Raw genomic sequence first — 23,248 nt, forward strand, 5'->3', positions numbered from 1 at the left:
TTCAAGCAAGCCACCATCACAAAAAAGGGCAGGTCTGAATTATCAGCCTGCCCTTTTTTGTTGCTTCGGTTGTGCTACTTGCCGATGCGGATCTTCGGCGCCCACTGCAGCCATTCTTCATTGGCTGCATCGAACAGCGCGAAGGTCTGCCCGGGTTTGGCGGCTGAGCCCATTTCGCTGACATCCGGCGTTGCAAACGAAACACCACCAGCGATGATGCTCTCGAGTGACTCGGTTTGCACTTGGACTCCCGAGAACAGCCCGGCATCGACGCCAATCCCAGAGGTCGTCCAGAAACGACTGCCGGTGTGCACGAGCTTGGCGTAGCGCGGCTCGATCAATACATGGATCAACACCCGGTCAGCCGTTGCACCCAACTCGTAGTTGACCACCTCGCCCACTTTGACCTGGCGATAGGTGACTGGTGCGCCGGTGTCCAGCGAACCACGTCTTGGGGCGCTCAATACCAGGCGTAATCCTGCATTGGTAACAGCGGCATTTGGCGGCTCAGACAACGCGGTGAAGACGGTCTGCGGCTCGCCAGGCTTGGTGGCCGGCGAAACTTCAAGGTAGCGGCCCTTGAGTAAGGTCTCGAGATTGTTGACCTTGCTAATCCCCACCTCGGGCTTGATTACCCAGAACTGCGTGCCACTGCGGGCAATACGCGACGCTGCGGATGTGATGCGCGCAGACACCAGCACCGAACGCAGATCATCAGACAGGTCGATGGTCTCAACCGTGCCGACATCCAGCCCTTTGTAACGAATCGGCGCGCCGGGGTTGAGCCCATCGGCGCGGTCCAGACGGATAGTAATCAGCTGCCCCTTCTTCTGCGCCAGATCCTCTGATGAGTAGAGTTTGAAACGCGACACCCGACGGGTAATCGGTTTGGCGTTGAAGTCCGGTGTATCAAACGCCACCCCGCCAACCAGCAAGGTTTGCAGCGACTCGCTCTTGACTTCAATACCGGACAAGCCGCCTTTCAAGGTAATCCCGCTGGCATTCCAGAACTGCGTCGAGGTGTTTACCAGATGCGCGTATTCCGGCTGGATATGCACGCCAAGCAGTACGGTTTTGCTTTTGCGTGAAAGCTGGAAGCTCTGGATCGAGCCCACCTTGATCTGCCGATACAGAACCGGGCTGCCGATATCCAGCGAACCTAAAGCTTCACTGCTCAAGACCAGATGCAAACCGGGCGCTTCCAGATCCAGCGGCGGGACTTTCGCCCGTGCTTCAAACTCGCGCGTTGGCGTCCCGCCCTTCTTGCCGGGGCGAATCGCAATGTAGTTGCCTTTGACCAACGCCTCGAGCCCGTTGACACCCGCCAGCGAGATCGACGGTTTGACCATCCAGAACTGCGTGCCCTCCACCAGATAGTCTTCGGCTTGCGGGGTAATCGTTAGTTCAGCGTTGGCGCTGTTAAGCCCGGAATCGATATTTAGCTTCTTCACAGTACCGACCTGAATGCCTTTGTACATAACGGGGGTACGACCGGCTTGCAGGCCTTCGAAATCAGTCAGTTTAAGGAACACCTTGATTCCGGCCTGCGCCGCATCGAAGTCCTCGTACAGACGGAAAGGAATCGACGGATCGGTTGGCGGGCTGTCGGGGCGCGACTCAGGAGTGGCGAAGGCGATACCACCGGCAACCAGACTGGCCAGTGACTCGGTGCGCACCTTAACGCCGCTAAGATCAGCCTCGACACTTATGCCGCTGGCATTCCAGAAACGCGTGTGTTTGCGTACCAGTGAACTGTAGGCAGGCTCGATGAAGACCTTCACTTCTATCGACTGCTTGTCCTTGGCCAGTTGATAACTCTTAACCCGGCCCACTTTGATCTGCTTGTAGAACACAGGGCTGCCCTTGTTCAAAGAGCCCAGGCGTTCGGCATTCAGGGTCAAATGAAGTCCGGGCTGATCATCCGGCAATGGCGGTATCTCTGCGAGCGCCTTAAAGGTTCGCTGCGGCGTACCTTCGCCCGGCGTTACTGCAATGTAGTTACCCGAAAGCAGCGTCTCCAAACCTGAGATACCCGCCAGGGTGACACTGGGTTTAACCAGCCAGAAACGTGTTCCGCTGAGCAACGAGGGTTCGACCGCTTTATCCATTTCAATCGACGCGATGACGTCGCGCTTGTCGCCGTCATGGTTGAGCGCAAGCTTTTTAACCTTGCCCACCGGCATGCCTTTGTAGATCACCTCGGTCTTACCGGCGACGATGCCTTCACCGGAGTCGAAATGTACTTCGATATCAATCCCGGCCTCGCTGTAGGCGCGCCAGCCCAGCCAGCCGCCAATGAGCAGGGCCAGAATGGGCAGAATCCATATCGCCGACCAGTTCGATGCTGGGCGCACTTTAGGCCGAGGTAAATCACTCATGGTCGTCATCCGTATCCGTGTTATCCCAAATCAAACGGGGATCAAAAGTTAACGCAGCAATCATCGTCAAAATCACTACACTCGCAAAAGCCAACGCGCCCCAGCCGGGGTCAATGGAGGCCAGCTTGCCGAAGCGAACCAGCGCAACCAGAATCGCAATCACAAAAACATCCAGCATCGACCATCGCCCAATCCACTCGATGAAGCGATACATGAAGCTTCGCTGCCTTGCAGACATCGGTTGATGGCGTTGCACCGAATACAACAAAGTAGCCAGCCCAACCAACTTGAAGGTGGGCACCAGAATACTGGCGATAAACACCACAGCAGCGATAGGCAGCATGTCGTATTGGATGAGCTTGAGTACACCGGACATGATCGTGTCTGCCTCACCGCTGCCCAGAGAGCTGACAGTCATGATCGGCAATACGTTGGCCGGGATATACAAAATGGTCGCCGTGATTAGCAGCGCCCAGGTGCGCAGCAAACTGTTGGGCCGGCGTGCATAGAGCTCGCTTCCACAACGGCTGCAGAACTGCATTTCTATTTCTTCATCCTGGCGATTGAGTTGATGGCACTCATCACACACCAGCAAACCGGCATCAATCGCCCGCATGCGTTTCCTCCCCTGCCAGCGCTTCCCATATTTGGTGGGGAGACATCGTCACATCGAGCCAAACCTGAACCAGCAGCAGGCTGATAAAGCAGCCCAAGCCGAGGCCGATTGTGAGATCGGCAATATCAACCAGTTTGACGATGGCGACCAGAATGCCCATCAGATAAACCTCGAGCATTCCCCACTCGCGCAAGTGATGATAAATGCGATAAAGCACCAGGCCATAACTGCGACCGATATTGAATTGAACAGTGAGCAATACAACCAACTGGCAGAGCAGCTTGAGCAAGGGCACAACCATACTGCACAGCAACACAATCAGCGCGACAGACTGCATGCCGCTGTCGTACAAACCGAGCACACCACTCCAAACCGTATCCTCGGTACTTTGCCCGAGCAGGTTGAGCCGCATGATTGGCAGGAAATTCGCCGGGATATAAAGCAACAAGGCCGTCACGACCAATGCCAGGCTGCGCCCGATGATACTGTGCCGATGGTTATACAACTCATAGCCACAACGCGGGCACTGAGCGCGGTCACCATCGCCCACAACAGGCGCCTTGTGCATGAGCAGATCGCACTCATGGCACGCAATCAGCTTCTCGATATCCAATTCGGACGCAGGCATTCGATCCGCAACTTCCCGCATGATCACACTCCTGAGTTTAAGTCTGCATTGTAAACGCCCCGAACCTAAGGCCTGCTACAAATGACCAAGTTCTTGTCGCGAGTCAGGTCTTTACTGACAGACAGTTGGGCAGAAACGCAGTTCTGTGCAACCGACATATATAACCGCAGACGTTGGCAAACTGCGCTGTTTAGCGCCGCGCAGCGGGGCTAAACACTGGCGCCGCTTTGCTGCCTGCTGCCCGCTGCTTCCGAACACCCGGGCATTTTCCAGCGCACAAAGTAAAACCCCAGACCGTTTACACGATCTGGGGTTTTGGTATAGGCGCTTGACGATGACCTACTCTCACATGGGGAAACCCCACACTACCATCGGCGATGAATCGTTTCACTTCTGAGTTCGGGATGGGATCAGGTGGTTCCAATTCTCTATGGTCGTCAAGCAATTTGTTGAAGCCTCGTCTGAGACGCTGCTTCGAATCGGGTATGTGATGTTTTGTAGTTTCGCAAACTTTCGGTGTTTCTACTTCTAGAGACACTCAAACATCAAATTGTTTGGGTGTTATATGGTCAAGCCTCACGGGCAATTAGTATGGGTTAGCTCAACGCCTCACAGCGCTTACACACCCCACCTATCAACGTCGTAGTCTTCGACGGCCCTTTAGGGAACTCAAGGTTCCAGTGAGATCTCATCTTAAGGCAAGTTTCCCGCTTAGATGCTTTCAGCGGTTATCTTTTCCGAACATAGCTACCCGGCAATGCCACTGGCGTGACAACCGGAACACCAGAGGTTCGTCCACTCCGGTCCTCTCGTACTAGGAGCAGCCCCTCTCAAATCTCAAACGTCCACGGCAGATAGGGACCGAACTGTCTCACGACGTTCTAAACCCAGCTCGCGTACCACTTTAAATGGCGAACAGCCATACCCTTGGGACCGGCTTCAGCCCCAGGATGTGATGAGCCGACATCGAGGTGCCAAACACCGCCGTCGATATGAACTCTTGGGCGGTATCAGCCTGTTATCCCCGGAGTACCTTTTATCCGTTGAGCGATGGCCCTTCCATACAGAACCACCGGATCACTAAGACCTACTTTCGTACCTGCTCGACGTGTCTGTCTCGCAGTCAAGCGCGCTTTTGCCTTTATACTCTACGACCGATTTCCGACCGGTCTGAGCGCACCTTCGTACTCCTCCGTTACTCTTTAGGAGGAGACCGCCCCAGTCAAACTACCCACCATACACTGTCCTCGATCCGGATGACGGACCAGAGTTAGAACCTCAAGGTTACCAGGGTGGTATTTCAAGGATGGCTCCACGCGAACTGGCGTCCACGCTTCAAAGCCTCCCACCTATCCTACACAAGTAAACTCAAAGTCCAGTGCAAAGCTATAGTAAAGGTTCACGGGGTCTTTCCGTCTAGCCGCGGATACACTGCATCTTCACAGCGATTTCAATTTCACTGAGTCTCGGGTGGAGACAGCGCCGCCATCGTTACGCCATTCGTGCAGGTCGGAACTTACCCGACAAGGAATTTCGCTACCTTAGGACCGTTATAGTTACGGCCGCCGTTTACCGGGGCTTCGATCAAGAGCTTCGCGTTAGCTAACCCCATCAATTAACCTTCCGGCACCGGGCAGGCGTCACACCCTATACGTCCACTTTCGTGTTTGCAGAGTGCTGTGTTTTTAATAAACAGTCGCAGCGGCCTGGTATCTTCGACCGGCATGTGCTTACGGGTAAACCCTTCACACTCACCGGCGCACCTTCTCCCGAAGTTACGGTGCCATTTTGCCTAGTTCCTTCACCCGAGTTCTCTCAAGCGCCTTGGTATTCTCTACCTAACCACCTGTGTCGGTTTGGGGTACGGTTCCTAATTACCTGAAGCTTAGAAGCTTTTCCTGGAAGCATGGCATCAACCACTTCGTCGTCTAAAAGACAACTCGTCATCAGTTCTCGGCCTTAAGATCCCGGATTTACCTAAGATCTCAGCCTACTACCTTAAACACGGACAACCAACGCCGTGCTGGCCTAGCCTTCTCCGTCCCTCCATCGCAGTAATTAGAAGTACGGGAATATTAACCCGTTTCCCATCGATTACGCATTTCTGCCTCACCTTAGGGCCGACTCACCCTGCGTCGATTAACGTTGCGCAGGAAACCTTGGTCTTTCGGCGTGCGAGTTTTTCACTCGCATTGTCGTTACTCATGTCAGCATTCGCACTTCTGATACCTCCAGCAAGCTTCTCAACTCACCTTCACAGGCTTACAGAACGCTCCTCTACCGCTCATCCAAAGGATGAACCCGTAGCTTCGGTGTATGGTTTGAGCCCCGTTACATCTTCCGCGCAGGCCGACTCGACTAGTGAGCTATTACGCTTTCTTTAAAGGGTGGCTGCTTCTAAGCCAACCTCCTAGCTGTCTGAGCCTTCCCACATCGTTTCCCACTTAACCATAACTTTGGGACCTTAGCTGACGGTCTGGGTTGTTTCCCTTTTCACGACGGACGTTAGCACCCGCCGTGTGTCTCCCGTGCTGACACTTGCTGGTATTCGGAGTTTGCATCGGTTTGGTAAGTCGGGATGACCCCCTAGCCGAAACAGTGCTCTACCCCCAGCAGTGATACACGAGGCGCTACCTAAATAGCTTTCGAGGAGAACCAGCTATCTCCGAGCTTGATTAGCCTTTCACTCCGATCCACAGGTCATCCGCTAACTTTTCAACGGTAGTCGGTTCGGTCCTCCAGTCAGTGTTACCTAACCTTCAACCTGCCCATGGATAGATCGCCCGGTTTCGGGTCTATTCCCAGCGACTAAACGCCCTATTAAGACTCGCTTTCGCTACGCCTCCCCTATTCGGTTAAGCTTGCCACTGAAAATAAGTCGCTGACCCATTATACAAAAGGTACGCAGTCACAGAACAAAGTCTGCTCCCACTGCTTGTACGCATACGGTTTCAGGATCTATTTCACTCCCCTCTCCGGGGTTCTTTTCGCCTTTCCCTCACGGTACTAGTTCACTATCGGTCAGTCAGTAGTATTTAGCCTTGGAGGATGGTCCCCCCATATTCAGACAAAGTTTCTCGTGCTCCGTCCTACTCGATTTCACTTCTAAGATCCTTTCGCGTACAGGGCTATCACCCACTATGGCCGCACTTTCCAGAGCGTTCCGCTAAAATCAAAGAAGCTTAAGGGCTAGTCCCCGTTCGCTCGCCACTACTAAGGGAATCTCGGTTGATTTCTATTCCTCAGGGTACTTAGATGTTTCAGTTCCCCTGGTTCGCCTCTTACACCTATGTATTCAGTGCAAGATACCTAACTTATGCTAGGTGGGTTCCCCCATTCAGACATCTCCGGATCAAAGGTTATTTGCCACCTCCCCGAAGCTTTTCGCAGGCTATCACGTCTTTCATCGCCTCTGACTGCCAAGGCATCCACCGTATGCGCTTCTTCACTTGACCATATAACCCCAAGCAATCTGGTTATTGTCTCTAACGTGAAGTAGACATTCGCCGAAAATTTGCAATTGAGAACTACAAATTTTACCTTGACCAAATTAATTACCAGTGAAAGTAATCAATTAGTCACTTCTATCACATACCCAAATTTTTAAAGAACGATTTTTTCTAGTCAAAGACCAGAAATCAACATTCAGCTACTTAATGTAGGAATGCTCATTTCTGAACACTAACGAGACGCGGATCAAGCAATTACATAATGGTGGAGCCAAGCGGGATCGAACCGCTGACCTCCTGCGTGCAAGGCAGGCGCTCTCCCAGCTGAGCTATGGCCCCATGATACGGATTTTATTCAGAACAAGGCACTTAGTTGCGCCGTGTAGTACAACTACACAAGTCACTAAGTAACGCTGTGCTGGATAAAATTGGTGGGTCTGGGCAGATTCGAACTGCCGACCTCACCCTTATCAGGGGTGCGCTCTAACCAACTGAGCTACAGACCCAATCGTCTTCTTCAATGAATCAAGCAATTCGTGTGGGAGCTTATAAGGAAGCTGATGTCGTCGATTAAGGAGGTGATCCAGCCGCAGGTTCCCCTACGGCTACCTTGTTACGACTTCACCCCAGTCATGAATCACACCGTGGTAACCGTCCCCCTTGCGGTTAGACTAGCTACTTCTGGTGCAACCCACTCCCATGGTGTGACGGGCGGTGTGTACAAGGCCCGGGAACGTATTCACCGTGACATTCTGATTCACGATTACTAGCGATTCCGACTTCACGCAGTCGAGTTGCAGACTGCGATCCGGACTACGATCGGTTTTATGGGATTAGCTCCACCTCGCGGCTTGGCAACCCTTTGTACCGACCATTGTAGCACGTGTGTAGCCCTGGCCGTAAGGGCCATGATGACTTGACGTCATCCCCACCTTCCTCCGGTTTGTCACCGGCAGTCTCCTTAGAGTTCCCACCATAACGTGCTGGTAACTAAGGACAAGGGTTGCGCTCGTTACGGGACTTAACCCAACATCTCACGACACGAGCTGACGACAGCCATGCAGCACCTGTGTCTGAGTTCCCGAAGGCACCAATCCATCTCTGGAAAGTTCTCAGCATGTCAAGGCCAGGTAAGGTTCTTCGCGTTGCTTCGAATTAAACCACATGCTCCACCGCTTGTGCGGGCCCCGTCAATTCATTTGAGTTTTAACCTTGCGGCCGTACTCCCCAGGCGGTCAACTTAATGCGTTAGCTGCGCCACTAAATTCTCAAGGAATCCAACGGCTAGTTGACATCGTTTACGGCGTGGACTACCAGGGTATCTAATCCTGTTTGCTCCCCACGCTTTCGCACCTCAGCGTCAGTATCAGTCCAGGTGGTCGCCTTCGCCACTGGTGTTCCTTCCTATATCTACGCATTTCACCGCTACACAGGAAATTCCACCACCCTCTACTGTACTCTAGCTTGCCAGTTTTGGATGCAGTTCCCAGGTTGAGCCCGGGGCTTTCACATCCAACTTAACAAACCGCCTACGCGCGCTTTACGCCCAGTAATTCCGATTAACGCTTGCACCCTCTGTATTACCGCGGCTGCTGGCACAGAGTTAGCCGGTGCTTATTCTGTCGGTAACGTCAAAACAGCAAAGTATTAATTTACTGCCCTTCCTCCCAACTTAAAGTGCTTTACAATCCGAAGACCTTCTTCACACACGCGGCATGGCTGGATCAGGCTTTCGCCCATTGTCCAATATTCCCCACTGCTGCCTCCCGTAGGAGTCTGGACCGTGTCTCAGTTCCAGTGTGACTGATCATCCTCTCAGACCAGTTACGGATCGTCGCCTTGGTGAGCCATTACCTCACCAACTAGCTAATCCGACCTAGGCTCATCTAATAGCGTGAGGCCCGAAGGTCCCCCACTTTCTCCCGTAGGACGTATGTGGTATTAGCGTTCGTTTCCGAACGTTATCCCCCACTACTAGGCAGATTCCTAGGCATTACTCACCCGTCCGCCGCTCGTCAGCAAAGTAGCAAGCTACTCTCTGTTACCGCTCGACTTGCATGTGTTAGGCCTGCCGCCAGCGTTCAATCTGAGCCATGATCAAACTCTTCAGTTCAATACTGCAATTAGGTTTTGAGAAAACCTTATAAACTTGGCTCAGCAATCGCAAAACTTACAAATTAATGTAAGGTAACTCTCGAATTAACGAGTGTTGCTTTGTGATGCTGATAATCTGTTGACTATCAGTCTTACCTCACAAGCACCCACACGAATTGCTTGATTCAGTTGTTAAAGAGCGGTTGGTTAAGTCTTTCGTCTCAACCGAGGCGCGCATTCTACAGCAGCCTCATTTACTGTCAAGCTGTTTTTCGAAGAATTTCTTCAATCTACTCAACCACTTGCGCTTCCGATCAAACCAGCTTCTCGTCAGCGGGAGGCGCATTCTACAGCGTTCAAACTCGCTGTCAACACCTCGTTTTCTACCGCTTTCGATCACCGTGGCGATCACTCTAAAAGGCTTTAAAACCACCCTCCAGAGCCCGGCGCATTCTACACAGCTTTCGCTGTTTTGCAACCCCTCTTTTTAATCTAACTTCTTGTTTTCTAAGAAGTTTTCCGAGAGGTCGACGCCGGAAGAGGTGGGCATTATAGGCACCTCAGTTTTGCCGTCAAGGGTTTATTGCGGATTTATTGCAGTACCGGCTGATTTAGAGCGAAAGAGCGGTAAACGCCTGGCTACCGCCGGAATACGCAGAACCATCAGGAACACACCGATCAAGGCATACAGGCTCCACTCTTTGAGATCTGCGCGCACAACCCACAGCATGTGCAGCAAGCCCAGCGCGAGGATGCCATATACCACGCGATGCAACTTCTTCCAACGCTTGCCTAAACGGCGCTGGCTGAAACGGTTAGAGGTAATCGCCAACACCAGCAAGCCGAGAAAGCCCAGCGCCCCCACTATTATGTATGGACGCTTGCTTAACTCTACCCCGAACTGCGCCCAGTCCAGCCCCAGAATGAACACGCTATACGCAGTGAGATGCAGCACCCCATAAGCAAAGCACCACAGCCCTAGTTGTCGGCGCACTGCAATCCAACCCGGCCAGCCTGTCAGCTTCTGCAGCGGCGTCATCGCCAGGGTGATAAACAGCAGAATCAAAACGCCCAAGCCCAGTCGATCAACCAAGGTCTTGCCCGGATCCGGGCCGAGCGCAAACAGCCAGGCCTGATAGAACCAATACAGCGGCACAGCTGCAATGACGACAAACACCAGAAAACGCCAAAGCGGATAACGCATCAGTAATTAACTCGCAGGTCCATGCCACTGTAGAGAGAGGCAACTTCATCGCCATAACCATTGAACATCAGGGTATCGCGAACATTCGGGCTAAACAGACCACTCGGCAAACGCCGTTCACGCGCTTGCGTCCAACGCGGATGGTCGACGCTCGGATTAACGTTGGCGTAAAAGCCATACTCATCGGCAGCCAGTGATTGCCAGGTGGTTTTCGGCTGCTCTTCAACCAGGCTGATGCGCACAATCGACTTGATACTTTTAAAGCCATACTTCCAGGGCACCACCAACCGCAATGGGGCGCCATTCTGATTGGGCAGCGTGCGCCCATACATACCGACTGCGAGAATCGCTAACGGATTCATCGCCTCATCAATACGCAGCCCTTCCACATAAGGCCAGTCGATAAGCCCGAAGCTGGATTTTTGCCCCGGCAGGTTCTCGCGGTCGACCAGTGTCTCAAACCGGACGAACTTGCCTTTGCTGGTTGGCGCGACTTGTTTGAGCAGCGCAGACAGCGGAATCCCCAGCCACGGCACCACCATCGACCACGCCTCTACGCAGCGCAACCGGTAAATGCGCTCTTCAAGTTGATGAGGTTGTATGAAGTCTTCGAGGTTATAACGACCGGGATTAGCCACTTCGCCATCGACCACAACGGTCCAGGGTTCGGTCTTTAGTGCAGCCGCATTGGCCTTTGGGTCGCCTTTATTAGCGCCAAGCTCATAGAAGTTGTTGTACTGGGTCGCATCGACATAAGGCGTGATGGTTTCGCCCTTGGCTACAACAGCCTGCCATTGAGTGCTCGAAAGCTTGCTCTGAAACCAGGCCGGCGCCTTTGCAGGCTCGACCCCAGCGTAACGGACTGCATCTTCGGCACGCGCCAACACAGGCATAGCTGTAGCCGCCAGCCCGAGCATTGAGCTGCCAACAAACTTGCGCCGCGATAAGTAGATTGACTCGGGGGTGACGTCTGACTCTTTGCAAGCAGACGCAGGGGGAAGTTTGATCAGCATGATGACTCCGCAGCTACCAGTAGTAAGACGAGTAGACCGCGGAGCCTGACAGAAATTACATCACTTGGCTGTTTTACGGCGACGCAATTGCAACAAATATTGCACCGGACCAGAGAACGCATAAGCCAGGAAGATAATCAGCAAGATCCGCGGTGGGTCGCTGAAAACTACCGCGAACACCAGCACCACAGCAAGGATCGCCACAAACGGCACACGCCCCTTGAGGTCGAGATCTTTGAAGCTGTGATATTTGATGTTACTGACCATCAACATGCCAGCGGCCGCTACCAGTACAGCCAGCACAAAGGCCATGTTCGAGCCTTCAATACCGAAGTCACTGAAAGCCCACACCGTTCCCGCCACCACACCGGCGGCTGCCGGACTGGCCAGACCGATGAAGTAGCGCTTATCGACGCTGCCGATTTGAGTGTTGAAGCGTGCCAGACGCAATGCAGCACCGGCGACATAGATGAATGCAACCATCCAGCCGACCTTACCCAAGCTGCCCAACGCCCACTCGAACGCGATGATTGCCGGCGCCACGCCGAACGCGACCATGTCGGACAGCGAATCGTATTCAGCACCAAAGGCGCTTTGCGTATTGGTCAGGCGCGCGACACGCCCATCCAGACTGTCGAGCACCATGGCGACGAAAATAGTCGCCGCTGCCACATAGAAGTTGCCGTTGATTGCATTGATGATGGCGTAGAAACCGGCAAACAGGTTGGCGGTGGTGAAGAGATTCGGCAAAAGATAGATGCCGCGGTGACGGACCTTGCGGCCCTCAGCATCGTGCCCTTCTTCAATGTGCTCATCGATTGGCAGCAGACTTTCCTCTTCAGGAGTAGGGCCTTGCTCTTCGGGACGCTCGTTCATGAACTGCACCTTGCAACGGATTAAGATATTCATTTGGCCTTGTCTGAAACAGCCAGACAACGCTTAAAGATCAGGCTTTATACCAGAAGTAGGCTACAGAACGAAAAAACGCGGCCATTGGCCGCGTTTTTCGCTGTCGCAAAAAGCCTTAGTTCTTGGCTTTGTCGACGATCTTGTTCGCTGCAATCCAAGGCATCATCGAACGCAGCTTCTCGCCAACAACTTCGATGCCGTGAGCAGCGTTGTTGCGACGGTAAGCAGTCATCGAAGGATAGTTGGCAGCGCCTTCCTGGATGAACATCTTGGCGTATTCGCCGTCCTGAATGCGCTTCAGAGCGTTACGCATAGCCTGACGCGATTCGGCGTTGATAACTTCCGGACCGGTAACGTATTCGCCGTACTCAGCGTTGTTAGAGATCGAGTAGTTCATGTTGGCGATACCGCCTTCGAACATCAGGTCAACGATCAGCTTCAGTTCGTGCAAGCACTCAAAATAGGCCATTTCTGGCGCGTAACCAGCTTCAACCAGAGTTTCGAAGCCCGCTTTAACCAGCTCAACGCAACCGCCACACAGAACAGCCTGCTCGCCGAACAGGTCGGTTTCAGTTTCGTCTTTGAAGGTGGTTTCGATGATACCGGTACGGCCGCCGCCCACGCCCGAAGCGTAAGACAGTGCAACGTTCTTGGCGTTGCCCGAAGCATCCTGATAGATAGCGATCAGGTCAGGGATACCGCCGCCTTTGACGAACTCGGAACGCACGGTGTGGCCCGGCGCTTTCGGCGCGATCATGATCACGTCGAGGTCGCTGCGCGGAACAACCTGATTGTAGTGAATCGCGAAGCCGTGGGAGAAAGCCAGGGTAGCGCCCTGCTTGATGTTCGGCTCAACTTCTTGCTTGTACAGCTGCGACTGGAACTCGTCCGGAGTCAGGATCATTACCAGATCAGCGCCGGCAACAGCAGTGGCAACGTCAGCAACCTTGAGGCCGTGGGCTTCAGCCTTGGCAACGGTAGCAGAGCCTTTACGCAGACCAACGGTCACGTCCGCACCCGAGTCTTTCAGGTTGCACGCTTGAGCGTGGCCCTGAGAACCGTAACCGATGATGGCTACTTTCATGCCCTGGATGATGGAGAGGTCGCAGTCTTTGTCGTAATAAACTTTCATGTTCTTGGCTCTTCTAATCGAAAAAGGGGTGGGTGCAAGCACCGCTACGTGGCCAGTCTATGCGACCTCCCCCATTGCGTAAAATGATATATTTGCAACACAACATGCCGATATATGAAATACACATGAACAGCCATTCGCTTATTCTTTTCCTCTCCCTTGCGGACAACCTGCACTTCGGCAAAACCAGCCGCGAGCATCATGTCAGTCCGTCTGCTCTCAGCCGCAGCATCAAGCAGCTTGAGGACGAACTCGGCACTCAGTTATTTCTCCGGGATAACCGCTCCGTTCGCCTCACTCGCGAGGGCCAGCAGTTTCGCGAATACGCCACAGAGGTGATAAGCGGCTGGCAGACCATGCGCCAGTCGTTCAAGCAGGATCAATTGATTCTGCAAGGTGAGCTTTCACTGTATTGCTCGGTCACGGCCAGCTACAGCTTTCTCTACGATATTTTGAGCAGCTTTCGCCAGGAATACCCGCGCATCGAAATGAAGCTGCACACCGGGGACGCGGCGAAAGCGGTTGAGCGTATCCAGGAAGGGCTTGAGGACATTGCCATCGGCGCGCGCCCCGACAGCCTGCCAACCGGCGTGGCCTTTCAGCCGATTGCCCGCTCGGCGCTGCGCTTCATTGGCCCGCAATCGCCTCAGCTTTTAACTGAGGAGCAAGTTAAGCACCCGAGCGCAGCCAGCTGGCGTGATGTGCCGATGATTCTCTCGGAAGAAGGCCTGGCGCGAACACGGACCGATCGCTGGCTCAAAAATCACAGTATAAAGCCACGGATTTACGCTCAGGTCAGCGGTAACGAGGCCATCGTCAGCATGGTCAGCCTGGGCTTTGGCATTGGTGTGGTCCCGCAAATTGTGCTCGACAACAGCCCGCTTAGCGCACGCATCCGCACCTACGATATTCAACCGCCCCTCACCGCTTACGACATCGGCCTGTTTGCCCTTGAAAAACACCTGAAAGAACCGCTGATCAACGCGTTCTGGAATCGCCAGCATTAAATGCCAGGCAAAAAAAACCCCGCAAAATTTGCGGGGCTTCTTCAGTGCAGCACAATCAGATGCTCAGAACCTTGTCGCCACGGGCGATGCCGGTAACACCGCTGCGCACGGTTTCCAGAATCGAGGCGGTGCCTACGGCCTGAATGAAGCTGTCCAGCTTGTCGCTCGTGCCTGCCAATTGAATGGTGTAGACACTGCTGGTTACGTCGACGATCTGCCCGCGGAAGATATCCGTGGTGCGTTTGACCTCGGCGCGCTGAGCACCGGTAGCCTTGACCTTGACCAGCATCAGTTCACGCTCGATGTGAGCGCTCTCTGAAAGATTAACCAGCTTAACCACCTCAACCAGCTTGTTGAGGTTTTTGGTGATCTGCTCGATCACCTCATCATGGCCAACGGTGGTCAACGTCAGACGCGACAGAGTCGGGTCTTCAGTCGGCGCCACAGTCAGGCTTTCGATGTTGTAGTTACGCTGCGAGAACAGGCCAACCACACGGGACAAAGCGCCCGGTTCGTTTTCCAGTAACAGGGAAATAATGTGTCGCATGATTAGGTCCGCTCCGTCTTGCTCAGCCACATGTCGCGCATTGCACCGTCTTTGATTTGCATCGGATAGACGTGCTCACTGGTGTCGACCTGAATGTCGAGGAATACCAGGCGATCTTTCATGGCGAACGCCTTTTCCATCATCGGCTTCAGATCTTTCAGATCAGTGATGCGCATGCCGACATGGCCATAAGCCTCTGCCAGCTTGACGAAGTCAGGCAACGACTCCATGTAGGAGTGCGAGTGACGGCTGTTGTAATTCATGTCCTGCCACTGACGCACCATGCCCAGCGCGCCGTTGTTCAGGTTGACGATTTTCACCGGCAAACCGTACTGCAAGCAGGTCGACAGTTCCTGAATGTTCATCTGGATGCTGCCTTCACCCGTTACACAGGCGACGTCATCATCCGGGAAGCTCAGCTTAACGCCCATGGCCGCAGGGAAACCGAAGCCCATGGTGCCCAAGCCGCCAGAGTTGATCCAGCGATTAGGCTTGTTGAAGCGATAGTACTGAGCCGCGAACATCTGATGCTGACCTACGTCGGAGGTCACAAATGCATCGCCGTGCGTTACTTCGCTGAGCGTCTCGATAACGGTTTGTGGCTTGATGATGCTGCCATCGCCCTTCTCGTAAGGGAACATGCCACGGCTGCCGCGCCACTCTTCGATCTGCTTCCACCAGCTGGCCAGCGCCTCTTTGCTCGGGGTTTCACCGATTTCCTTGAGGATCGCGACCATTTCGGTCAGCACGCTTTCAACCGGGCCAACAATTGGCACGTCGGCCTTGATGGTCTTGGAGATAGACGCCGGATCGATGTCGACGTGGATGATTTTTGCGTTCGGGCAGAACTTGGACGCGCCGTTGATAACACGGTCATCAAAGCGTGCGCCAACCGCAAAGATCACGTCCGCGTGGTGCATGGCCAGGTTAGCGGTGTAGCTGCCGTGCATACCGAGCATGCCAAGGAACTGGCGATCGGTACCTGGGTAGCCGCCCAAACCCATCAGGGTATTGGTGACCGGGGTGTTGAGCATTTGCGCCAGCTCGGTGAGCGGAGCAGATGCGCCGCCCATGATTACGCCGCCGCCGCTGTAGATGACCGGGCGTTTTGCCGCGATGAGCATCTCAGCCGCTTTACGAATCTGCCCGGAGTGACCGCGCAGTGCCGGGCTGTACGAACGCAGCTTGGCTTTCTTCGGATAAACGTATTCGAACTTCTCAGCCGGGTTGGTCATATCTTTCGGGATATCGACAACCACAGGGCCAGGACGACCGGACTCAGCCAGGTAGAAGGCTTTTTTCATCACTTCCGGAATTTCCGAGGCGTGCTTGATCATGAAGCTGTGCTTCACGATTGGCCGCGAAATACCGATCATGTCGGTTTCCTGGAATGCGTCGGTGCCGACCATGTTGCTAGGAACCTGACCCGACAGAACCACCATCGGAATGGAGTCCATGTAGGCCGTAGCAATACCGGTAATGGCGTTGGTTGCACCCGGGCCGGAAGTCACCAGCACCACGCCGGCTTTACCGGTCGCACGTGCATAGCCATCAGCCATGTGGGTAGCCGCCTGCTCATGGCGAACCAGAATATGGTTCACTTCAGGTTCTTTGAACAGGGCATCATAAATGTGCAGTAAGGCACCGCCTGGGTACCCATAGATGTTCTTAACGCCTTCGTCACGCAAAAAGCGGACGACCATTTCAGCGCCGGATAAAAGCTCCACGTTGTTCACCTCTAAAACGCCAGAAACCGCCAAGGAAGAAGGCGGTTTGAAATAGGTTTACTGCCAAGCAGAGCATGAGCGACGGTGGTCGCCGACTACGTCAGCTACTACTGAGCAAGTATTGGGAACGCCCCAAAGTGTTGCGGGGTTTTCCCACCCAGCGCGAGGTAACGCGTTGCGGGTGTAACAAGTCGGCGCGGGTGTGCACCTCATCTCTACTGAGCTAAAGCCTGCTTGCGGCGGACTCCACTACAGCGAGCGTGGGATTGTTCGGGATTAGAGCGCTGCAAGTCAAGTAATCCGTGACAGAATATACAAACTTCTGTTGTGACATAGCGCAGCATGGGCAACTACAGATTACGGTTATAGTTATTCCAAGCTCCGACAGTTCGAATTAAGGATTCAACATGCGCCACGTATTTTTAACCAGCACCCTGCTGCTCATCATGAGCACTTCGGCGATGGCCAGCCAGGTTTACAAGTGGGTCGATGCGCAGGGCATGACGCATTTCGGGGCGCAACCGCCAGCCGGGCAACAAGCGACGACAATCGACACCGACACCCCGACCAGCGCGCCGGTGCAAGCACCAGAAAAGCCAGAGGTGCCGACGTTCGACAGCATCGCCAACCCGGAACAGGCCGAGATCGACAAGAAGGTCAAAGCTGAAGTGGCCGCCAAGGCCGCCGAGCGCAAGCAGTACTGCACCGAAGTGCGTACCAGCCTGGCTCAACTCGAGAACAACCCACGTCTGCGGGCTGAGATCGACGGGGAAGTACGCCGTTTGGGCGAAGATGAGCGCCAGCAGCGTATCGCCGAGGCCAAGAAGGCCATCAGCGAAAACTGCAATTAAGCGGGCTCAGGGTCAGTTGGCGTCGCTGATCAGCTGATCAAACTCGCCGAGCAACTTGAGAAGACCACGGGTTTGCGGATTGCTCTCTCCGTAAACCTGTTCAGCCATCGGCTGAATTCCTGACGCGCTAGGCAAAGCGGCGCCCGCCTCGATAATCATCTTCATGCGCGGCACGAATATCCACTGCAGCCATTGCTCGAATGGCATGCTGTCGACGCAAAACGGCGTAACACTGGCCATGGCCTCAGCGCTGGGCGGCTCGACCGACCAGAGCTGCTGAACCCGCATTTCGCGCTCAATGAGCAACAAGCACTCGGCAACCTCGGCTATTTGCACGGCCATCAGAGATTAACCTTGGCCCGCTCACGTGCCTGCGCTGCACCTGCCGCATCGCCCTGCATCTGCCGCGACTGCGCGATCAAATCCCACAAACTGGCCTGCAACGCCGGACGTCCACTGGCATAGCTGAGGCCACGACGGGCAAATTGCTCAGCCTGCGCAGCGTCACCCTGAGCCAGACGCACCTGAGCCAGATTGTATAGAACCTGCGGCTCACGCGGAGCAATGCGCTGGGCACGCTCAAGGCTCGATGCCGCGCCATTCAAGTCACCGCCTGCCTGCTGCTGTTGAGCAGTGGTCAGCAGCGCCAGAACCGGGCCGTCCAACTGTTCATCTGCGGCCAGGCCACCTGCGCTCTGCGTCGAGCTGCTGATGCTTGGCGCACTGCTGGTCGACGGCGTGTTATCGCCCTGAGTCGAGTTCATCTGAATCGGCTCGGATTGTATTGGCTGGCTGCTGATCGGCGCGGATGAGGTATCCAGCGGCATTGAGCCGCCCACGCCGCCCGGCACCATGACCACCACGCCAGAATCTTCAGGGATCGCCTGAGCCTGAGCTTGCGCCTGAGAACCTTGCTGGCCATTGGACGAGCCATAGACCTTGACGTTGTCCATCCGGTTGGCCGATGCCGAAGTACCGGAATCAACCACCGGAATCGACCCGCGCGGTACGCTGGAGCAACCCGCCAAAACCAGGGACGCTGTAAAAGCCGGTATCAACCACTTAGTCACATCAAACCCTCTTTAATTATTCTATCCAGCCACGAACCCAATCCATAACAGAGTCCACCGGCGCTTGAATTCCGCACGCAGAACCGGCTACTGGCTCACTGCCACGAATATACGGCATCTGCACAGCGCCCGGGCAACTCGAATCGGAACCCTGTCCCGTCTTCGGATCAACCCATGCCTGCACCACGTTATCCGGTTGCGGCATATCCAGCGGCAGCGGGTCGGCCTTGGCCATAAAGCTGGTCCACACCTGCAATGCACCCGTTGCGCCGGTCAGCGGCGTTGGGCCGTTATCGTCACGTCCCAACCAGACGACCGCGAGCAGATCCTGCCCAAAACCTGCAAACCAGCTGTCGCGCGAGTCGTTACTGGTACCGGTTTTGCCAGCCAGATTCAACGAGCGCGGCAACTGGTTGTAAACCGAACGCCCGGTACCTTCGCGCATCACTCGCTGCATGGCGTTTTGCAGCAGGTAGATTGCACCCGGATCGAAGCGCTGCTGAATCTTGTAGGGATAGCGCTTCAACGGCTCGCCTTCTGCGGTCAACACGCTGCGAATCCCGCGCAACGGCGTATTGAAACCACCGTTGGCCAAGGTTGAATACATATCCGCCACTTCCATCGGGCTCAGGCTACCGGCACCCAACAACATCGACGGGTACGCCGGCCATTCGCGCTGCATACCCAGCCGCTGCAAGGTTTTCAGTACATTCGGCACGCCAACCTGCAAGCCCAGCTTGGCAGTCGACAGGTTGTAAGAGTTGACCAGCCCCTGGTACAGATAGATCCGTCCATGCGACTTACGGTCGTAGTTTTGCGGGCTCCATACCTGGCCGTCCTGCCCTTTAACCGAGAAGGCTTTATCTTCCATCATGGTCGTCAGGGTGTATTCGCTCGGACGCTCCAGCGCCGTGAGGTAAACCGCAGGTTTAACCAGCGAGCCGATTGGACGCACCGCATCCAACGCGCGGTTGAAGCCTGCATAACCCGGCTGACGGCTGCCAATGAGCGCCTGCACTTCACCGGTTTCCGGATTGGTGACGACCATACCGGCCTCAACCTGATCCACACCTTTGCGCCCGGACAGACGCTTGAGCGTGCCGGTGAGCGACTCCTCGGCCTTGATCTGCATGATCGGGTCGAAGCTGGTGAATATGCGCAGCCCTTCCTCGGTCAAGTCAGCCTCTTTGTAGTCTTCGCGCAATTGGCGTTTGACCAGATCGAGGAATGCCGGGAATGAACTGTTGGCCATGCTGCCTTTGCTGGTCACGCCTAATGGACGCGCCTTGGCCGCCGTTGCTTCCTCGACAGAAACCACGCCCTGCTCGGCCAGCATGTCGAGAATCAGGTTACGCCGAACCGTTGCACGCTCAGGATGGCGGCGTGGGTTGTAATACGTCGGACCCTTGACCATGCCCACCAACAGCGCCATTTGATCAAGCTTAAGCTCGGCAATTGGCTGGCTGAAAAAGTACTGGCTGGCCAGACCGAAACCGTGGATCGCGCGGTTGCCATCCTGCCCAAGGAACACTTCGTTGAAGTACGCCTCAAGAATTTCGTTCTTGTCGTAATGCAGTTCCAGCAGCAGCGCCATCATCGCTTCGGTGGCTTTACGCGTCAGGCTGCGCTCGTTGGTCAGGTAGAAGTTTTTCACCAACTGCTGAGTCAGCGTACTGCCGCCCTGGCGCAATGCACCTGACGAGGCGTTCACCCATACGGCGCGGGCGATCGACTTGGGCGACACACCGTGATGCTCAAAGAAGTCGCGGTCTTCAACTGCGACCAGTGTCTGGATCAGCGTAGGCGGCACCTGGTCGAGCTTGACCAGCACCCGATCTTCCTGGTGCGCCGGATACAGGCCGCCAATCAGCAAGGGTTCCAAGCGTGCAACCGAGAGTTTGCCACCGCCAACCTGGCTCAGACCAGCAACATAATCACCCGAGAAACGCACATTGACCTTCTGCGAAGGCTCGGCGCTTTCGTAAAACTGGAAACCACGGGAATACAGATTGATGCTGTTGCCATTAACCGACACAGCGCCGGGGCCGGATACGCTGTTCTCGCGCCGGTAGCCCAAGGCATCCAGCTCTTTGAGGAAGTCGCTTTTCGACAGTTTTTCACCGACGAACAACTCCAGCGGCCGGGCATAAACCTTGGCCGGCACAGTCCAGCGCTTGCCGGAGAATTTCTCCTGAACAACCGCATCGAGATAAACCGCAAAACCGGCAAAGACTACCAGCCCAACCAGACCAAGCTTTACAGCCCAGCCAAGCCAGGGGCGCGAGCCACGGGTTTTACGGCGTTTAGAACGGGTACGGGGGGATTTAGGTCGAGTCATGGCGCGGCATTATACGCACTTTGTTGCACACAAGCAGGCACCGCTGAGTAGTTTGCAGCGCCGTCCGTAGCGGCCATAATGAGCCACTACTTTATGAATTCACGCCAAGGATCAACCGTGAGCCAAGCCCTGATTGCAGCCCTGCAGAACCCTGCTATTTTTCCCCATCCGGTGGAGGCCTTCGAGGTCGTCGAGACTCATATTTCCTGGGTAATTCTGACGGGCGAATACGCCTACAAGATCAAGAAAGCGGTCAATTTCGGATTCCTCGACTTCACCGAACTCAGCGCCCGCGAACACTTCTGCAACGAAGAGCTGCGCCTTAATCAGCGTCTGGCCAAAGACCTTTACCTGCAAGTGCTGCCGATCACCGGTAGCGTCGAGGCCCCGCAGTTGAATGGCGAAGGCGAGCCCATCGAATACGTGCTGCAAATGCGCCAATTCCCGCAAAGCCAACTGCTCGGCGAGTTGCAGGCACGCGGCGAGCTGGGCACAGAGCACATCGACGCCTTGGCGAAAATCATCGCAGACTTCCATCTCAGCGCCCCGCGCGTGCCGCAAGAGCATGAACTGGGTACAGCAGAAGCGGCGATGGCGCCGGTGATGCAGAACTTCGAGCAAGCCCGCGCGATGCTCACCGACAAAGCTGACCTTGAGCAGCTTGATGCATTGCAGGCCTGGGCCGAAAGCAGCTATGAGCGCCTCAAGCCTCTGCTCGCCTCACGCAAGGCTGACGGCTTTATCCGTGAATGCCACGGGGATGTGCATCTTGGCAATGCCACCGTATTCAATGGCCAGGTCACGTTGTTTGACTGCATTGAGTTCAACGAGCCGTTCCGCCTGACCGACATCACCGCCGATGCCGCCTTTTTGGCCATGGACCTTGAAGACCGTGGTCTCAAGTGCCTGGCGCGACGTTTCGTCAACGGCTGGCTTGAGCACACGGGCGATTACGCCGCGCTGGAGTTGATGAACTTCTACAAGGCTTATCGCGCGATGGTGCGTGGCAAGGTCAGTTTGTTCCGTCTGGGTCAGGAGCAAAGCGCAGTCGAGCGCGCCGTGATCCTGCGCCAGTACCGCCGTTATGCCGCCTTAGCCGAGAGCTACAGCGCTATTCCGTCGCGTTTCATGGCTATCACTCATGGCGTGTCTGCGGTCGGCAAAAGTCAGGTCGCCATGCGTTTGGTTGAAGCAATGGGCGCCATTCGCCTGCGCTCGGATGTCGAACGCAAGCGCCTGTTCGGTGAGCAGCAGGCTGACGGCAACGCATTGGACAGCGGCATCTACACTGCCGACGCATCTGCAGCTACTTATGCACATTTGCACAAACTGGCCAGCGCCGCGCTGCATGCCGGCTACCCGGTTGTGGTCGATGCGACTTATCTCAAGCAAGCGCAGCGCCAAGCGGCTTGCAGTGTTGCCGAGGAAACCGGCGTGCCGTTCCTGATTCTCGACTGCCAGGCTCCGGAGCAAGTAATTGCCGGCTGGCTCGCACAGCGCCAAGCTGAAGGACAGGACCCGTCCGACGCCACACTGGAAGTCGTGCAGGCGCAGCAAGCCAACCGAGAAGCCTTGACCGAAGAAGAGCGCGTTCACAGCAAGCTGGTTGAAACCAACAGCAGCGCTAGCCTCGATGGGCTGGTGGCCCGCATCCGCCAACGCCTGCCCGGCCTCTGATTCAATCGCACTTTAGCGCCGGGGGCAGAAAATCTGCCCCCGGCGCTCCCCTCTTCAGATCAAGCCCCTCCAAGCCAACTTTGGCAACGTCTCGACCGCCTCTAAAAATCCTGCCTCAAGCAGCTCTTTGTCAGTTTCACGCTGCCCCCAGCCTTTCGGTGAGAGCCGGCAATAGCAAAAAGCCACACCTGCGCGATTGGCCGCTACACTTAATAGGTAAGCACCGTTCCTCTTCCCCAACACGTACGCTTGGCGACGCACGGAGGCGCAATGAACGATGAATTGCAGCAGATGAAAAATCTCGGCAAGACCTCAGCGCAATGGCTGCATGCCTCGGGAATTCACAGTGCCAACGATTTACGCCGGCTTGGCGCCGTCAGCGCTTACCGGGCGGTGCGTGCACGCGGTTTTCGCGCCTCGAAAGTGTTGCTCTATGCAATTGAAGGCGCACTCCTTGATGTGCACTGGAGTCAACTACCTCCGACGCTAAAAGCCGAGCTGAGCGGACAGTTGGACGACCCTGTGACCCGCAATAAGAGCTAGCTCACAACCTCCGGCGTGAGAGATTTACCTGCTGACTGTGGACGCCTATCGTTTTGCTCAAGTCA

The 23,248-nt window shown here is 55.2% G+C and carries 16 protein-coding genes, 2 tRNA genes and 3 rRNA genes; 4 read left to right on the forward strand and 17 right to left on the reverse strand.

Features of this window, described 5'->3' with window-relative positions; all coding sequences use genetic code 11:
- Window positions 1–74 precede the first annotated feature (74 nt).
- The 12 genes from PMYSY11_RS17400 to ilvC all read right to left on the reverse strand — a co-directional run bounded on the left by PMYSY11_RS17400 (window position 75) and on the right by ilvC (window position 13,423).
- Window positions 75–2,378, reverse strand: coding sequence for a PqiB family protein (locus tag PMYSY11_RS17400; RefSeq protein ID WP_069900702.1), 2,304 nt, complete (start codon window positions 2,376–2,378; stop codon window positions 75–77).
- Window positions 2,371–2,994, reverse strand: coding sequence for a paraquat-inducible protein A (locus PMYSY11_RS17405; protein WP_069900701.1), 624 nt, complete (start codon window positions 2,992–2,994; stop codon window positions 2,371–2,373). The genes PMYSY11_RS17400 and PMYSY11_RS17405 overlap by 8 nt, the downstream gene beginning before the upstream one ends.
- Complete coding sequence (locus PMYSY11_RS17410) at window positions 2,981–3,643, reverse strand: paraquat-inducible protein A (protein WP_069900700.1); 663 nt, start codon at window positions 3,641–3,643, stop codon at window positions 2,981–2,983. Before PMYSY11_RS17410 ends, PMYSY11_RS17405 begins: the two co-directional genes overlap by 14 nt.
- Window positions 3,644–3,948: 305 nt before the next feature.
- Window positions 3,949–4,064 (reverse strand): 5S ribosomal RNA (gene rrf, locus PMYSY11_RS17415).
- Between the two features lie 123 nt (window positions 4,065–4,187).
- Window positions 4,188–7,077, reverse strand: a 23S ribosomal RNA gene (locus tag PMYSY11_RS17420).
- Between the two features lie 257 nt (window positions 7,078–7,334).
- Window positions 7,335–7,410, reverse strand: a tRNA-Ala gene (locus PMYSY11_RS17425).
- 90 nt (window positions 7,411–7,500) lie between these two features.
- Window positions 7,501–7,577: transfer RNA gene (locus PMYSY11_RS17430), tRNA-Ile, on the reverse strand.
- A 65-nt stretch (window positions 7,578–7,642) separates the two neighbouring features.
- A 16S ribosomal RNA gene (locus PMYSY11_RS17435) occupies window positions 7,643–9,184 on the reverse strand.
- The 16S, 23S and 5S rRNA genes sit together here with 2 tRNA genes alongside, the layout of an rRNA operon.
- Window positions 9,185–9,745: 561 nt before the next feature.
- A complete protein-coding gene (msrQ, locus tag PMYSY11_RS17440; protein WP_150547571.1) occupies window positions 9,746–10,369 on the reverse strand; it encodes a protein-methionine-sulfoxide reductase heme-binding subunit MsrQ in 624 nt (207 codons plus the stop codon).
- Window positions 10,369–11,382, reverse strand: a complete 1,014-nt coding sequence (gene msrP / locus PMYSY11_RS17445) for a protein-methionine-sulfoxide reductase catalytic subunit MsrP (RefSeq protein ID WP_150547572.1) — start codon at window positions 11,380–11,382, stop codon at window positions 10,369–10,371. Before msrP ends, msrQ begins: the two co-directional genes overlap by 1 nt.
- A gap of 60 nt (window positions 11,383–11,442) precedes the next feature.
- Window positions 11,443–12,258, reverse strand: a complete 816-nt coding sequence (gene pssA / locus PMYSY11_RS17450; RefSeq protein WP_069897916.1) for a CDP-diacylglycerol--serine O-phosphatidyltransferase — start codon at window positions 12,256–12,258, stop codon at window positions 11,443–11,445.
- A 148-nt stretch (window positions 12,259–12,406) separates the two neighbouring features.
- A complete protein-coding gene (gene ilvC / locus PMYSY11_RS17455) occupies window positions 12,407–13,423 on the reverse strand; it encodes a ketol-acid reductoisomerase (RefSeq protein WP_069897917.1) in 1,017 nt (338 codons plus the stop codon).
- A gap of 125 nt (window positions 13,424–13,548) precedes the next feature.
- On the opposite strand from ilvC, the gene ilvY reads away from it, so the two are divergent.
- Window positions 13,549–14,430: an HTH-type transcriptional activator IlvY gene (gene ilvY / locus PMYSY11_RS17460; protein ID WP_090515490.1), complete on the forward strand. Its 882-nt coding sequence runs from the start codon at window positions 13,549–13,551 to the stop codon at window positions 14,428–14,430.
- 55 nt (window positions 14,431–14,485) lie between these two features.
- On the opposite strand, the gene ilvN is transcribed toward ilvY, so the two are convergent.
- Window positions 14,486–14,977, reverse strand: coding sequence for an acetolactate synthase small subunit (gene ilvN / locus PMYSY11_RS17465; RefSeq protein WP_069897919.1), 492 nt, complete (start codon window positions 14,975–14,977; stop codon window positions 14,486–14,488).
- 2 nt (window positions 14,978–14,979) lie between these two features.
- Window positions 14,980–16,704 (reverse strand): acetolactate synthase 3 large subunit, encoded by a 1,725-nt coding sequence (locus tag PMYSY11_RS17470; RefSeq protein WP_150547573.1) that lies wholly within the window; start codon window positions 16,702–16,704, stop codon window positions 14,980–14,982.
- 407 nt (window positions 16,705–17,111) lie between these two features.
- Here PMYSY11_RS17470 and PMYSY11_RS17475 point away from each other — a divergent pair, with 407 nt between their 5' ends.
- Window positions 17,112–17,555 carry a DUF4124 domain-containing protein gene (locus tag PMYSY11_RS17475; protein ID WP_150547574.1) on the forward strand — a complete coding sequence of 148 codons (444 nt, stop codon included), beginning with the start codon at window positions 17,112–17,114 and terminating at the stop codon, window positions 17,553–17,555.
- Window positions 17,556–17,567: 12 nt separating this feature from the next.
- On the opposite strand, the gene PMYSY11_RS17480 is transcribed toward PMYSY11_RS17475, so the two are convergent.
- Genes PMYSY11_RS17480 through mrcB form a run of 3 tightly spaced genes read right to left on the reverse strand, consistent with a single transcriptional unit; the run spans window position 17,568 to window position 20,963 of the window.
- Window positions 17,568–17,897 carry a YqcC family protein gene (locus tag PMYSY11_RS17480; protein WP_150547575.1) on the reverse strand — a complete coding sequence of 110 codons (330 nt, stop codon included), beginning with the start codon at window positions 17,895–17,897 and terminating at the stop codon, window positions 17,568–17,570.
- Window positions 17,897–18,625: a tetratricopeptide repeat protein gene (locus tag PMYSY11_RS17485; protein WP_090515496.1), complete on the reverse strand. Its 729-nt coding sequence runs from the start codon at window positions 18,623–18,625 to the stop codon at window positions 17,897–17,899. Before PMYSY11_RS17485 ends, PMYSY11_RS17480 begins: the two co-directional genes overlap by 1 nt.
- Window positions 18,626–18,641: 16 nt before the next feature.
- Entirely contained in the window at window positions 18,642–20,963 is a 2,322-nt protein-coding gene (gene mrcB / locus PMYSY11_RS17490; protein WP_150547576.1) for a penicillin-binding protein 1B, read from the reverse strand.
- A 117-nt stretch (window positions 20,964–21,080) separates the two neighbouring features.
- Between mrcB and PMYSY11_RS17495 the strand changes: the two genes are divergently transcribed.
- Together PMYSY11_RS17495 and PMYSY11_RS17500 are read left to right on the forward strand one after the other, a co-directional pair.
- Entirely contained in the window at window positions 21,081–22,640 is a 1,560-nt protein-coding gene (locus PMYSY11_RS17495; RefSeq protein WP_150547577.1) for a bifunctional aminoglycoside phosphotransferase/ATP-binding protein, read from the forward strand.
- Window positions 22,641–22,910: 270 nt separating this feature from the next.
- Window positions 22,911–23,183, forward strand: a complete 273-nt coding sequence (locus PMYSY11_RS17500; protein ID WP_069897924.1) for a TfoX/Sxy family protein — start codon at window positions 22,911–22,913, stop codon at window positions 23,181–23,183.
- Window positions 23,184–23,248: the final 65 nt, after the last annotated feature.

It is taken from the genome of Pseudomonas marincola (assembly GCF_900682675.2).
GTDB lineage: Bacteria > Pseudomonadota > Gammaproteobacteria > Pseudomonadales > Pseudomonadaceae > Aquipseudomonas > Aquipseudomonas marincola.

Coding starts and splice junctions, on each gene's coding strand:
- msrP (WP_150547572.1), bottom strand. CDS start 11,382: ATGCTGATCAAACTTCCCCCTGCGTCTGCTTGCAAAGAGTCAGACGTC.
- PMYSY11_RS17405 (WP_069900701.1), bottom strand. CDS start 2,994: ATGCGGGCGATTGATGCCGGTTTGCTGGTGTGTGATGAGTGCCATCAA.
- ilvC (WP_069897917.1), bottom strand. CDS start 13,423: ATGAAAGTTTATTACGACAAAGACTGCGACCTCTCCATCATCCAGGGC.
- PMYSY11_RS17500 (WP_069897924.1), top strand. CDS start 22,911: ATGAACGATGAATTGCAGCAGATGAAAAATCTCGGCAAGACCTCAGCG.
- PMYSY11_RS17400 (WP_069900702.1), bottom strand. CDS start 2,378: ATGAGTGATTTACCTCGGCCTAAAGTGCGCCCAGCATCGAACTGGTCG.
- PMYSY11_RS17480 (WP_150547575.1), bottom strand. CDS start 17,897: ATGGCCGTGCAAATAGCCGAGGTTGCCGAGTGCTTGTTGCTCATTGAG.
- PMYSY11_RS17410 (WP_069900700.1), bottom strand. CDS start 3,643: ATGCGGGAAGTTGCGGATCGAATGCCTGCGTCCGAATTGGATATCGAG.
- pssA (WP_069897916.1), bottom strand. CDS start 12,258: ATGAACGAGCGTCCCGAAGAGCAAGGCCCTACTCCTGAAGAGGAAAGT.
- ilvY (WP_090515490.1), top strand. CDS start 13,549: ATGAACAGCCATTCGCTTATTCTTTTCCTCTCCCTTGCGGACAACCTG.
- msrQ (WP_150547571.1), bottom strand. CDS start 10,369: ATGCGTTATCCGCTTTGGCGTTTTCTGGTGTTTGTCGTCATTGCAGCT.
- mrcB (WP_150547576.1), bottom strand. CDS start 20,963: ATGACTCGACCTAAATCCCCCCGTACCCGTTCTAAACGCCGTAAAACC.
- PMYSY11_RS17475 (WP_150547574.1), top strand. CDS start 17,112: ATGCGCCACGTATTTTTAACCAGCACCCTGCTGCTCATCATGAGCACT.
- ilvN (WP_069897919.1), bottom strand. CDS start 14,977: ATGCGACACATTATTTCCCTGTTACTGGAAAACGAACCGGGCGCTTTG.